The sequence below is a fragment of the Streptococcus fryi genome (genome assembly GCF_053206505.1).
The window spans coordinates 1-13,006 of record NZ_JBRUGW010000013.1 but is presented as its reverse complement, the minus strand read 5'-3'; the positions used below and the strand labels follow the sequence as shown (position 1 = coordinate 13,006).

The 13,006-nt window shown below is 38.3% G+C and carries 14 protein-coding genes; 13 read left to right on the top strand and 1 reads right to left on the bottom strand.

The annotated features are described in order from the left end of the window. Nucleotides 1-50 precede the first annotated feature (50 nt). Complete coding sequence (locus tag ACVRZH_RS04795; protein ID WP_447454186.1) at nt 51-3,353, bottom strand: pneumococcal-type histidine triad protein; 3,303 nt, start codon at nt 3,351-3,353, stop codon at nt 51-53. 152 nt (nt 3,354-3,505) lie between these two features. On the opposite strand from ACVRZH_RS04795, the gene ACVRZH_RS04790 reads away from it, so the two are divergent. The 13 genes from ACVRZH_RS04790 (at nt 3,506) to ACVRZH_RS04730 (ending at nt 12,858) form a co-directional block, all read left to right on the top strand. Further along, nucleotides 3,506-4,018: an adenine phosphoribosyltransferase gene (locus tag ACVRZH_RS04790; RefSeq protein WP_447454185.1), complete on the top strand. Its 513-nt coding sequence runs from the start codon at nt 3,506-3,508 to the stop codon at nt 4,016-4,018. 142 nt (nt 4,019-4,160) lie between these two features. Beyond that, the gene (locus ACVRZH_RS04785; protein ID WP_447454184.1) at nt 4,161-4,832 is read left to right on the top strand and encodes a DnaD domain-containing protein; all 672 of its coding nucleotides are present in this window, start codon (nt 4,161-4,163) and stop codon (nt 4,830-4,832) included. Beyond that, nucleotides 4,832-5,479, top strand: a complete 648-nt coding sequence (nth, locus tag ACVRZH_RS04780) for an endonuclease III (protein WP_447454183.1) — start codon at nt 4,832-4,834, stop codon at nt 5,477-5,479. The genes ACVRZH_RS04785 and nth overlap by 1 nt, the downstream gene beginning before the upstream one ends. Before the next feature lie 268 nt (nt 5,480-5,747). After that, complete coding sequence (locus ACVRZH_RS04775; protein ID WP_447454182.1) at nt 5,748-6,989, top strand: efflux RND transporter periplasmic adaptor subunit; 1,242 nt, start codon at nt 5,748-5,750, stop codon at nt 6,987-6,989. A gap of 17 nt (nt 6,990-7,006) precedes the next feature. After that, complete coding sequence (locus ACVRZH_RS04770) at nt 7,007-7,714, top strand: ABC transporter ATP-binding protein (RefSeq protein WP_447454181.1); 708 nt, start codon at nt 7,007-7,009, stop codon at nt 7,712-7,714. Nucleotides 7,715-7,722: 8 nt separating this feature from the next. Beyond that, the gene (locus ACVRZH_RS04765) at nt 7,723-8,949 is read left to right on the top strand and encodes an ABC transporter permease (protein WP_447454180.1); all 1,227 of its coding nucleotides are present in this window, start codon (nt 7,723-7,725) and stop codon (nt 8,947-8,949) included. Further along, nucleotides 8,942-9,556 (top strand): TVP38/TMEM64 family protein, encoded by a 615-nt coding sequence (locus ACVRZH_RS04760; protein WP_447454179.1) that lies wholly within the window; start codon nt 8,942-8,944, stop codon nt 9,554-9,556. Before ACVRZH_RS04765 ends, ACVRZH_RS04760 begins: the two co-directional genes overlap by 8 nt. 119 nt (nt 9,557-9,675) lie before the next feature. Then, nucleotides 9,676-9,948 carry a 30S ribosomal protein S16 gene (gene rpsP / locus ACVRZH_RS04755; protein WP_447454178.1) on the top strand — a complete coding sequence of 91 codons (273 nt, stop codon included), beginning with the start codon at nt 9,676-9,678 and terminating at the stop codon, nt 9,946-9,948. Between the two features lie 8 nt (nt 9,949-9,956). Continuing rightward, entirely contained in the window at nt 9,957-10,196 is a 240-nt protein-coding gene (locus ACVRZH_RS04750) for a KH domain-containing protein (protein ID WP_447454177.1), read from the top strand. A gap of 109 nt (nt 10,197-10,305) precedes the next feature. Then, nucleotides 10,306-10,827 (top strand): ribosome maturation factor RimM, encoded by a 522-nt coding sequence (rimM, locus tag ACVRZH_RS04745; protein ID WP_447454176.1) that lies wholly within the window; start codon nt 10,306-10,308, stop codon nt 10,825-10,827. Beyond that, entirely contained in the window at nt 10,814-11,548 is a 735-nt protein-coding gene (gene trmD / locus ACVRZH_RS04740) for a tRNA (guanosine(37)-N1)-methyltransferase TrmD (protein WP_447454175.1), read from the top strand. Before rimM ends, trmD begins: the two co-directional genes overlap by 14 nt. Before the next feature lie 8 nt (nt 11,549-11,556). Beyond that, nucleotides 11,557-12,549, top strand: a complete 993-nt coding sequence (locus tag ACVRZH_RS04735) for an NAD(P)/FAD-dependent oxidoreductase (protein WP_447454174.1) — start codon at nt 11,557-11,559, stop codon at nt 12,547-12,549. Between the two features lie 237 nt (nt 12,550-12,786). Next, nucleotides 12,787-12,858 carry a EutQ-related cupin domain-containing protein gene (locus tag ACVRZH_RS04730; protein WP_447454226.1) on the top strand — a complete coding sequence of 24 codons (72 nt, stop codon included), beginning with the start codon at nt 12,787-12,789 and terminating at the stop codon, nt 12,856-12,858. Nucleotides 12,859-13,006 lie beyond the last annotated feature (148 nt).

Here is a 13,006-nt window from a genome sequence, read left to right as displayed (position 1 = left end):
TTAAGCAATAATGAGGCAAATGTTTAAGCCTGCGAGAGAAAACTCATGATTTACTCTGGCGCTACTGAACTATCTGCTACACTATTAGCTTCACTCTCTACAGATTCATCAACCTTATCTTCGTTTGAGCGATCAGCTGTGTTCTCTGTATTGACCTCATTGTTTGATGAGTTGGTTTCCTCCTCTGAAGGTTCACTGTTGGAAGTAGTATTGTCGGCTATCTTATCAGAAGTAGAGATTTCTGAACCTTCTTTGTTATCTGCATCTGTTTCTGTCATAGAAAGAGTCGTAGCGGCAGCATCTGTTTCGCTTACTTTGAGATGGTCAGGCAGATTGAAATCTTTACTCAAGAAATCACGGACTTCGCCTAAGAAGTTGTCAATGATTGGACGATTGTCCACGAACTCTTTGTAGGCTGATAGGTCTTCAACAGGATAGGTCTTGTTGGCTTGACGGTCTTTGGCTGTTTGTAAACTCATCTGAATGAGTTCCTTAGCTAAAAGGTCAGGGTTGTCAATAGCTTCACGTCGAATGACTGAACGATAAGTACGATTAATGGTTTGAGCTAAAACATCTCTTGTCTGTGGAGTTAGGTAAGGATTATCCCATTCCTGAATGAGATGATTCAAGTATTCCATTTTTGTGATACCAGGACGATCTTGGAATTTTTTAAGCTCTAAGAGGGTATGCTCAATGTTAGCCAATGCATAAGGTTCATTAGAAAGACTTGCTTCATTGATCATAGTCATCCACTCTTCTTGGCTAAGTCCTGTTTTTGAAACATTCATGCCTTTTAATAGGTCAATAACCTTATGATAAGCCTCAGTCGTTTGATTTGTCCTTGAACTGTCAGTCACTGTGACTTTGTCAGGGAATGTCATGTCACCTGTAAATAAGCCGCGTACTTCTTCAACAAATGAGTTGATGAAATCTTGACTGTCTTTTAAGCCTTGATAAGCCTCACTCTGACTGATAGGATAGGTTTGATTAGCTTCTTTAGCCTCTTGAAGTGCAATTTTAAGTTCAATGAGTGGTAGTGATAAGTCTAGTAGTGAGCGTTTACCACTTCCTAAATTAGTCGTGAAAGTCTCCAAAAGAAGTTGCGCTAGTTCTTCTTGTAGCTGTTCAGGGACATAAGTTTTCTCTACATGGCTGAGCAAGTGGTCAATGTATTCCATACTAGTAATTTGTGCTCGTGATTTGAATGTTGTCATCTGCTCAAGTATATGTTGCAGATTAGCCATTGCTTGTAAATCTTTTTCCTGGCTTGCTTTATTTAAGCGATCAATCATATCTTGGCTAGTTACTGGTAATTTTTGGAAATCATAGTCACGAATCATCTCTAAGACTTTGTTGTATCGCTCGGTCAAGGCAGAATCGGCTTGATCTGTTTCCTCGTTGAGTAGGTATTGTTTTTCGAATTGTCCTAACATGGCTAAGTAGCCTTTTGTTGAGTTCGTCACTAATTCGTTTAAGTCTTGATTAAAAGCATTCAATGTTCTGACGATACGACGATATTCCTTGCTGTCTTCGCCAAAACGTTCAGCTGCTAGAGTTTTTAAGCGTAAGCTCTCAGATTCAACAGCATTTTTGTCAAAATCTCCCTGCTGGTAGGGACCCGTGATATTTGGTAGTTTATTAGCAAGATAAGGTTCAATACCATCTACAGCCTGAATGTTTAGTAAATGGTCGTGCTCATCGTGCGGGATGACAAATTTGCCATCACGAATAATCAATTTATTTGGTGAAATACCAGTGCGTTTTGAAACGGCTAGTAGTTCAGCTTCAAAGTCTGTTTCTGGATCGCCAGTGACTGGAGGAATGACGAGCATATGTCTGAAAATGATATAAGGGTGAACATGGGTTGGATCAAATTCATGACTTGGGTCATTGAAAGCAAAGGTGGTATCAGAGACCTTGATGGCTTCTTTTGGGACACCATAGACCTTAGAGATATACTCGACCTTACGTGCAATTTCTTCAGGTGTTTCAAAGATGCGATTATCATCGATATCTGTCAACAGAATGGCGTGTTGATGATCTTCATGAGGGTAGAGAAAAGCCTTCCCTTGAGGTGTATCAATAAGCATCAAGCGATTTGGATCAATATTTAAAGCTTTTGCCAAAATAGCTCGTTTTTTCATCACTTCAGGCAATTCTGACGATGGTGATGGCATTTTTGAGTTAGGTATTGTAGGCGTTTCTTCTGGCGTTTCAGTTGGTTTGCTGCTATGAGTAGATGGTGTTGAGGTGCTAGGTTTAGCTGTTTCAGTGTTTAATAAGAAAGCCCAACGCGAGCTAGCGATAGCCTCTTTTGGTAAAACGTGGATATGTCCGCCATGGTTAACCAGTAATCCAATGGTATTTGTGCCTATGACACCTGACCCGTCAAAAAGAAAACCGTCACTTGTGGGATAGTCAATACCTGCGATTCCTTTTGTAGAGGGAATTGTGTTTTCGGGCTTTGTTACTAATGTGATATTAGGTTGGCTAGTTCCTGTTACAGAAGGAGCTGTAAGATTGTGAACAGCTGCTGAAACCTTATTTTTGAGAATATAGTGAAAGTGGTCGCCATGGCGAACAGTATAGCCAAGAGCATCTTCGCTGACAATATCTGCAGGGTTAAATTGGTAGTTGTCGTGTGTTTGAGAAGAGCTAGCATGGCTAGTCATCGGCTTTGGGCTATCTGTCACCGTTGTTGGAATGAGGTATTCCCATTTACTACCTTTCAAATCGCTATAAAAAACAAAGTGCTGGTGGCCATCATGTTCTATGATGAGACCTTGATCGGTTTTACCACTGATTTGTTTTTCATCAGTGAATAGGAAACCATCGCTTGTTGGATGGTCGATGCCTGCGACCCCTTTTCCTTTTTTATTCTCATCTGAATGGTCATCATGTTCTTCGTGTGGGTTATTTTTCGTTAATTGGCGTGCTTCTTTAAGCGTGACAATTCCTAGTCCTTTTTCTTTAGGGTGATAATAGACCTTATCATTGACCTTGATAATATAACCTGTTTTGACTTGATAGAGCACGTCAGACATGTCTAACTTATAGTCTTTGTCCTTGTTTAAAGTATCCTCTAAGAAATAAGCATCATAAGGAACAGTCCCTGTTTCAAAATGTTCGTGGTCACCCTCGATTAAGGTGTAACCATCTTCGGAAAGAGCTGCGACAACGTAAACCATCTCTTGCTTATCGTGATTGTCTTTTTTGTCTGTTGGTTGACTAACTTTTGGATCAGTTTTTTTAGTGTTTTCGTTGCCTTTATTAAGTGTTGATTGACATCCTAGTAATGCTAAGCTACAGAGTAGGCTGACACTAGCTAAGGCTATTGATTTTTTCTTATTCATTTCGTTCTCCTTTTGTTGATTTGTTTATTATAACAAAACTTAACCGGTTAATCAACTAGTTAATGAATGTGATTAAAATTTGTGACATCTCTTCGCTTAAATGATATAATAAAGAGTAAAACTATTCAATGGGAGACTAAAAAAGACGTTATATGGATTTAACACAATATATTGCTACTATTAAAGATTACCCAAAAGAGGGTATTGAGTTTCGTGATATCAGTCCTTTGATGGCTGATGGTAATGCTTATAGTTATGCTATTCGTGAAATTGTGCAATATGCGACTAATAAGCAAATTGACATGATTGTTGGACCTGAAGCGCGTGGCTTCATCGTTGGTTGTCCAGTTGCTTTCGAGTTAGGAATTGGCTTTGCACCAGTCCGTAAACCAGGCAAGTTACCACGTGAAGTAATTTCAGCAGATTATGAAAAGGAGTATGGTGTAGATACTTTAACGATGCATGCTGATGCTATTAAACCTGGACAACGTGTCCTTATTGTTGATGATTTATTGGCAACAGGAGGTACAGTCAAAGCGACGATTGAGATGATTGAGCGCTTAGGAGGTGTCGTTGCTGGTTGTGCTTTCCTTATTGAGTTGGATGAACTTAATGGGCGTGAAGCCATTGGTGACTATGACTACAAGGTTTTAATGCATTATTAAAAGCAAGATACAATCTGGCTCTCTCGTTTATAATATGACGAATAGTATTATAAATGAAGAGCCTTTTTCTATACAAGTGTAATAAAGAGATACTTGTTGACTATGTTAGACTTGCTGTCTAATGAGAGGAGGTATAGTGGACATGACTTTTTTTGAGCAGTATCAAAAAGGCTATCTGGTCTTACCAAGTAGTTTGTTTTTCCATTATCATGAGATTTTTGATAACAGTGATGATTTCTTGGTTTGGCAATTTCTCTATTTGCAAAATACGACTAAAATTGATGAAATGGCACCTAGTCAGATTGCTAAGGCTATTGGCAAGGACTTATCAGAGGTCAATCGTTCGATTTCACAATTAACAGCTAAGGAATTGCTACAAGTAAAAACGATTGAACTGGCTGGTGATATGGAGGTTATCTTTGATGCTAGTCCAGCTTTACAGAAATTAGATGACCTTTTGGCACCACAACCTCAAACACCACCAGCTGTTCCAAATGCCTTTAAGGAATTAGTCAATGCCTTTGAGGGCGAATTTGGACGTTTGTTAACGCCTATCGAGATTGAGGATTTGCAAAAACGAACTGAAGACGGCACACCGATTGAGTTAATCAAGGAAGCATTGAAGGTAGCTGTACTAAATCGTAAATTGAACTTAAACTACATTGGCGCCATTCTTCGTAATTGGCATAATGAGGGAATAAAAACATTGAGGCAGGTTGAGGAGAAACGTCTTCAGAGGGAAAATTCTCAAACCAAGACGCTAGATGTTTCGAAGGAATTTGCTGAGGCAGCATTTTCAATTTGGAGTGATTGATGAGAATAGGAAGAGAACGTTTAAGAACGGTTTTGGGGATTATTGGCGAAATGTTCCCTGATGCTAAGGCAGAGTTAGACTATGAAACTCCTTTTCAACTGCTTGTGGCAGTGATTTTGTCTGCCCAAACAACAGATAAGGCAGTGAATAAAGTAACACCAAATCTTTGGGCACGTTATCCTGAGATTGAGGATTTAGCAGCTGCAAATATCGAAGATGTTGAAGGGATTATACGCAATATCGGTCTTTATAAAAATAAGGCAAAGAATATCGTCTTGACAGCACAAGGTATTTTGGAGCGCTTTGATGGTCAGGTACCTAAGACCCACAAAGAACTGGAAAGTTTACCGGGTGTTGGTCATAAGACAGCTAATGTTGTTCTTGGAGAGATTTATCATATTCCAACTATTGCTGTGGATACTCATGTTTCAAGAGTATCTAAACGCCTCAATATCTCTGCCAAAGACGCAGATGTGGCAGAAATTGAGATGGATTTAATGAAAAAAATCCCCAAAAAAGATTGGGTGCAAACGCATCATCGTTTAATCTTCTTTGGCCGCTACCATTGTTTAGCCAAAAATCCCAAATGTAATGTTTGTCCTGTCCAGTCTTACTGCAAATATTATAAGGAAACCACGACAGGTTGAATGCCTATTCCTTTGACGAGATTGGTCTTGTCTATATAGGAAATAATCTTTATGATGCTATTATCATCATAATTTTCAATCAAAGTGTAAAGAGTTAATTCGTTAATGAAGTTGAGAGGTTGGGCAAAAGTCCAGCCTTGCTTTATAAGTCTATAGTTAAGTCATTATAATTATAGGAAGGTTACTCCTTTTTCTTGACAATAAAAAGGACAATGTCTATAATTGTAATATGAAAATGATACAAAAAAACAATCAAAAGGAGTAGCTTATGTCACGTCAATCTAAAACGCTTTCTTCCAAGAAAAAGCTTATTGCTCTCATCTTATCAGGGCTTGTTGCCCTGTCTTTAATCATCTGGGGTGTGAGTTCAGCCTATTTTTTCAAAGGTAGCCAAGGAACAGGTGAGATATTAGATGATATGCCTCTAACGAGCAGTGAGGTTGTTGAAGGGTCATTATCGTCATCGACTTTACTATCTGGCACAGTCCATGCCTTGTCAGAACAATATGTTTATTACGATAGTAATCAAAGCCAATATTTCTCCTTGACTGTTAAAGTGGGGGATCAAGTGACTAAGGGGCAGCAATTAGTCCAATATGATACGACTAATGCTCAGGCAACTTACGATCAGGCTGTGCGAGCTTTAAACAAAGTTAATCGTCAAATTAATCACCTCTATAACTATGGTAATCTACCGACAACAACGACAAGTTTTGATGAGGAAACAGGGGAAGAAACGACAACGACTGTTCAGCCGTCTGCACAAGATCAAGCGACTTATAATGACCAAATGCAAGATCTTTATGATGCTCAAGCGGATGCGCAATTAGCTATTAATAAGGCACAAGAAGGCTTGAATCAAACGATGGTTTTAAGTGATGTCGATGGAACAGTTGTTGAAGCGAACACAACCATTGACCCTTCTGCTAAACAAAGTCAAACCCTAGTTCATGTGACGAGTCAAGGGCAATTACAAGTTAAAGGGAGTTTGACAGAGTATGATCTTGCCAATGTTAAGGTGGGACAAGTCGTGAAACTAACCTCTAAAGTCTATCCGGATAAAGAATGGTCAGGAACTATCAGTTATGTGTCTAACTATCCAAGCCAAGGAACTTCTGGAGAAGGAGGAGCATCAACTGGAGCTGCGTCATATGAATATAAGATTGATATTACCAGTGATTTAGGTGAATTAAGACAAGGTTCAACAGTATCAGTTGAAGTAGTTAATGATAAGAAGAGTCTCCTTGTTCCTGTGACAGCTGTTGTTCCGGATGGTGACAAGCATTTTGTTTGGGTATATGATAAAGCAAGTCACAAAATTAATCGTGTAGAAGTCACATTAGGCAGTGCAGATGCCATTAATCAGGAGATTTTATCAGGTCTTGAAGCAGGAAAACAGGTTATCACTATGCCTAAAGATGACTTTAAAGAAGGTCAAAAATTAAAAGATGTGCAATCCTTTGATGATATGGGAACAGACTTGTCGGAAACGGATGCTGAGAAACAATAGAAAACGAGGTGCTGCTAATGACTACAAAAAAAGAGCTCATTAGGCTTAAGGGAATTACCAAAAGCTACCGCAATGGTGATCAGCAGTTACAGGTGCTTAAAGGTATTGATTTGACGGTTTATGAAGGTGAATTTGTTGCTATCATGGGTCCGTCAGGATCAGGTAAATCAACCTTAATGAACATTATTGGCTTGTTGGATCGTCCTTCTGAAGGAACATATGATTTGGCAGGAAAGTCGGTAGAAGAAGTTTCTGAAAAAGAATTAGCCCATATTCGTAATGAAGAAATCGGTTTTGTCTTTCAGCAATTCTTCCTTTTAGCCAAGTTAACAGCTAAGGAAAATGTAGAATTACCTTTGATTTATGCAGGTATGGGTGTCTCTAAGCGACGTGATTTAGCACAACAATTTTTAGAGAAAGTAGAACTACTGGAACGGATGAACCATTTACCTTCAGAGTTGTCAGGTGGTCAAAAGCAGCGTGTTGCTATTGCTAGAGCCTTGGTCAATAACCCATCGATTATTTTAGCAGATGAGCCAACAGGGGCCTTGGATACTAAGACAGGCAATCAAATTATGGAGCTTCTCACTCAGCTTAATGAGGAAGGCAAAACGATTATTATGGTGACGCATGAACCTGAAATCGCTGCTTATGCTACGAGACGTATTGTCATTCGAGATGGTGAGATGACTACTGATACCACAGATCACGTTGTGATTGATTAGGGGGAAGTATGGAAAATTGGAAATTCGCCCTAAAAGCTATCTTAGGGCATAAAATGCGGTCATTTTTGACCATGTTGGGGATTATCATTGGTGTTGCTTCTGTTGTCTTAATCATGGCATTGGGAAACGGATTGAAAGCTAGTGTCACAGAGAGTTTTACATCAGACCAACAAAATGTTCAACTGTATTACCAACCTAAAACTGAGGAAACAGAAGAATTTTTTGGTTCTTTCGAGGCACCTAGTTATGAAGCACCAGAGGCTAAAGAAGAATGGTTGGAGCAAATTGTCACTGAGATTGATGGTATTGATAGCTATTATATAACTAATAGTACGACAGCTACGGTTAGCTTTGGACGAAAAGATGCTGAAAACGTTAATATTACTGGAGTTAATAAAACTTATTTTGACGTTAAGAAATATAAGGTTATAGCAGGACGTCTGTTTACTAAAAGTGATTACCAAAATTTTGCTCGTATCATCATGTTGGACACAAACTTAGCTATCAAATTATTTGGTAGTAATGATGCTGCGCTAAATCAGGTTGTCTCGGTCGGTGCTAAATCCTATCTCGTTGTTGGTATTTACGAAGATCCTAATGCTGGTTCATCCATGTATGGTTTTCAATCGGAAGGTAATGCAATCATGACAAACGTTCAGCTAGGAGCAGAGTTTAATATGCCTGCTAATAATGCACTGTATATCCATGTGGAAGATGTTTTACAAGTATCTGATTTAGGCAATCAAGCTGCAATGAGATTGACAGAATTATCTCATCTTAAAGAGGGTGAGTATACTATGTTTGATTTGACCAACACTTTGGATATGATTAACCAAGAGTTTGGGATTATGACTACTATTATAGGTTCGATTGCTGGTATTTCTCTTCTAGTAGGTGGTATCGGTGTAATGAACATTATGTTGGTATCAGTAACAGAACGGACACGTGAAATCGGTTTAAGAAAGGCACTTGGGGCAACACGTCGTAATATTCTGACACAATTTTTGATTGAAGCTATGGTATTAACGATGTTGGGTGGTGCTATTGGATTGAGTTTAGCTTTTGGTGTAGCTAAAATTATTACTAGCGCAGCTCCAGATTTTAAAGCCTTGATTTCATTAGATGTAGCGCTTGTTAGTATTTTATTCTCAGCGGTGATTGGTATAGTCTTTGGTCTTTTACCAGCCAGCAAGGCAAGTAAACTTGATCCAATAGAGGCTTTGCGTTATGAGTAGAAAAAGCCCAAAAGAGCGTTATCACGCATGGAAAAAACGTTTTCAAATTATGGGTGTTCTATCTATTGTTTTATCAATTTTCTTAGTGATTTACTTGGTGAGAGGGATAGATGTACTCCATAATCCAGAAGCACTGGCTGAGATGATTAAAGAACAGTTACTTTTAGGTTCAATTATTTTTTTCTTGGTGCAAATTTTCCAAGTGGTTGTTCCAATCATTCCTGGTGGGATTACCACAGTAGTTGGTTTTATGGCTTTTGGACCAATTTTAGGCTTTCTCTTGAATTATATTGGAATTCTGATTGGTTCTGTGATTTTATTTGCGTTAACAAAGAAATATGGTAGAGCTTTTATTCTTCTTTTTGTAAAAGATAAACAGTTGGCTGTTTATGAAGAAAAATTATCGAGTCCAACATATGAACGCTTTTTCATCTTAAATATGTTATCACCAGTTAGCCCAGCAGATATTTTGGTTATGGTGACAGGTCTTACTAAGATGACTTATCGCAAATTTATTATTATTATCATCTTAACCAAACCCATATCAATTGTAGCTTACAGTTATTTTTGGATTTACGGGGGAAGTCTATTAAAAGATTTCTTTTAAAAAAATCAAAAGGTGTCAAGATTTTTTCTTGACACCTTTTGAGAATATGCTATAATAGATAAAGTGAAGTGCTGATATTATCACCATTTCAAAAAATAAGAGAAAAGAGATTATTAAAAATGGCAGTAAAAATCCGTTTAACTCGTATGGGTTCTAAGAAAAAACCTTTCTATCGTATCAACGTAGCTGATTCACGTGCACCACGTGATGGACGTTTTATCGAAACAGTTGGAACATACAATCCACTTGTTACTGAAAACCAAATCACTGTTAAAGAAGATCGCGTTCTTGACTGGTTGTCAAAAGGTGCACAACCATCTGACACTGTTCGCAACATTCTTTCAAAAGCTGGAATTATGAAGAAATTCCACGAGCAAAAATTCTCAAAATAATTTAGCCTATGGACACGATTGAAAATCTTATTATCGCTATTGTGAAACCGTTGTTGTCACAACCAGACACATTTACTATAAAGATTGAAGATACGCCTGAGTTTCTTGAATATCATCTTGACTTAGATGCTCAAGATATTGGCCGAGTTATCGGGAAAAAAGGTCGCACAATTACGGCGATAAGAACGATTGTGTATTCGGTTCCAACTCAAGGTAAAAAAGTGAGACTTGTTATTGATGAAAAGTAGTGGCTAACCACTACTTTTTTCATGTTTTCTGAGGAAAGTATTTTCCTTGATTGAGAAAACAAGCTCATCATGGTAAAATATGAAAGAGTGATTATGGAATGGAGAGAATATGACATATTTTAATGTTGGAAAGATTGTAAATACTCAAGGTTTGCAAGGTGAATTACGTGTTTTATCAGTGACTGACTTTGCAGATGAACGCTTTAAAAAAGGGAGTGTCCTTGCTCTTTTTGATAGTAAAGATCAGTTTGTTATGGATGTTGAAATTGCGAGTCACCGTAAACAAAAGAATTTTGATATTATCAAATTTAAGGGAATGTACCATATTAATGATGTCGAAAAGTATAAAGAACATACCTTGAAAATCGCTGAAGAAAATTTATCAGATTTAGAAGAAGATGAGTTTTACTATCATGAAATTATTGGGCTTGATGTCTATGAAGAGGATGTTTTAATCGGTCAAATTAAGGAAATTTTACAACCAGGAGCCAATGATGTATGGGTAGTACAGCGTAAAAAAGGTAAGCGTGATTTACTCTTGCCTTATATTCCACCTGTTGTGTTAAAGGTTGATATCCCTAATAATCGTGTTGATGTTGATGTTCTAGAAGGTTTGGATGATGAAGATTGATATTTTGACATTATTTCCAGAAATGTTTGCGCCGTTGGAACATTCGATTGTCGGTAAAGCTAAAGACAAGGGGATTTTGGAGATTAACTACCATAATTTTAGAGAAAATGCAGAAAAAGCAAGGCATGTCGATGATGAGCCTTATGGTGGTGGACAAGGCATGTTGCTAAGAGCCCAACCGATTTTTGATACGATTGATAAAATTGCAGCTAAAAAGCCGCGTATTATCTTGTTAGACCCAGCGGGTCGTCGTTTTGATCAGAATTTGGCTGAGGAATTGGCACAAGAAGAAGAGTTGATTTTCATTTGTGGGCACTATGAAGGATATGATGAGCGTATCAAGACCTTGGTGACAGATGAAGTATCTCTTGGAGATTTTGTCCTGACAGGTGGTGAACTGGCTGCCATGACTATGGTGGATGCTACTGTACGCTTGATTCCAGAAGTGATTGGTAAAGAAGCAAGCCATCAAGATGATAGTTTTTCATCGGGCCTGCTTGAATACCCTCAGTACACACGTCCCTATGATTTTCGTGGCATGCTTGTACCAGAGGTGTTGATGAGTGGTCATCATGAGAATATTCGTCGATGGCGTTTGGAAGAAAGTTTAAAAAAGACCTATCAGCGACGACCAGATTTGTTGGAGCATTATGCCTTATCAGATGAAGAGACTGCCTTATTAGCTAAAATCAAGAGTGAGCTTGACGGAGAGGACATCTAGGAGAAGAAATGGATAAGAAAATTTATGATATCACGATCATTGGCGGGGGGCCTGTTGGTCTCTTTACGGCTTTTTATGCTGGATTACGTGGTATGACGGTGAAAGTGATTGAGAGCTTGTCAGAGTTGGGGGGACAGCCTGCTATTCTCTACCCTGAGAAAATGATTTATGATATTCCTGCTATTCCAGAGATTTCTGGAGCTGATTTGACGGCAAATCTCATCAAGCAGTTAGAACGTTTTGAAGAGAGCACAACCATTTGTCTGAAAGAAGAAGTCACGTCTTTTAGTCGCAAAGATGGTATCTTTATTCTTGAGACAACCAAGAGACAGCATCTATCTCGGTCCATTATCATTGCTTGTGGAAACGGGGCTTTTTCACCGCGTCCTTTGGGAATTGAGGGGGAGGCTATTTATTCTGATAATAATCTTTACTACAATGTTCGTCAGCTTGATCAGTTTGCTGGTCAGGAAGTTTTGATATGTGGTGGTGGTGATTCCGCAGTGGATTGGGCACTTGCTCTTGAAAAGATTGCTAAAAAAGTGACCATAGCCCATCGTCGTGAGGCTTTTAGAGCTCATGAGCATAGTGTTGATGCTTTGAAAGCTTCTACAGTGGATATTTTGACACCTTTTATTCCTTATGAATTGAAGGGAGAGGGTGATAAGGCAACGAGCTTGGTGTTACAAAAAGTCAAGTCTGAAGAGCAGATAGAAGTTCCTTTTGATAGCATTATTGTGAGCTTCGGATTTGCGACCTCTAATAAAAATTTGAAAAACTGGGATTTGGAGAGCAAACGGACAAATATTCTGGTATCATCAACTTTTGAAACAACTATGCCAGGTGTTTATGCTGTTGGTGATGCAGCTGATTATCTTGGAAAAGTTGATTTGATTGCCACTGGTTTTGGCGAAGCACCGATAGCAGTCAACCAAGCGATTGCCCACATTTATCCAGAAAAAGACAATCGACCAGTGCACTCAACATCGCTCATTAAGTAAATTCTTGTATTGTAAAATGATGTGACAGTGTAACTTTCTAGTTTTATTCTGTTAATCCTTTACTTAGGAGCTTACATATTCCTTTTTGAACAATTTATCCTCTAAGAATTGTGTTGGAGTTTAGTTTTTAGAGATTATAAGATGATTCTATTATTAAAGATGAGTTTTTCTGGTGTCGCTAAAATCTAATTATATTAGTTTAATACAATGAAACATTTGGTGAATTAAGACAGTGATATCAAATTCTCTGTTAATGGTAAAGCTCGATCTATCTATGTCACTTATCCAGCAGATTGGGCGAATCAGTAATATGTCAAAAGAAGTTAGAGTAATATCGGCTCTTTGTCAACTGTAGTGGGTAGATGAAAAGCTAACATCTGGAGAGAATCAGATTGGTTCTCTCCTTTTTGATGTTCAAGGCAATCAAAATCCTTCTTTTAAAGTTGTCAAAGTTTCG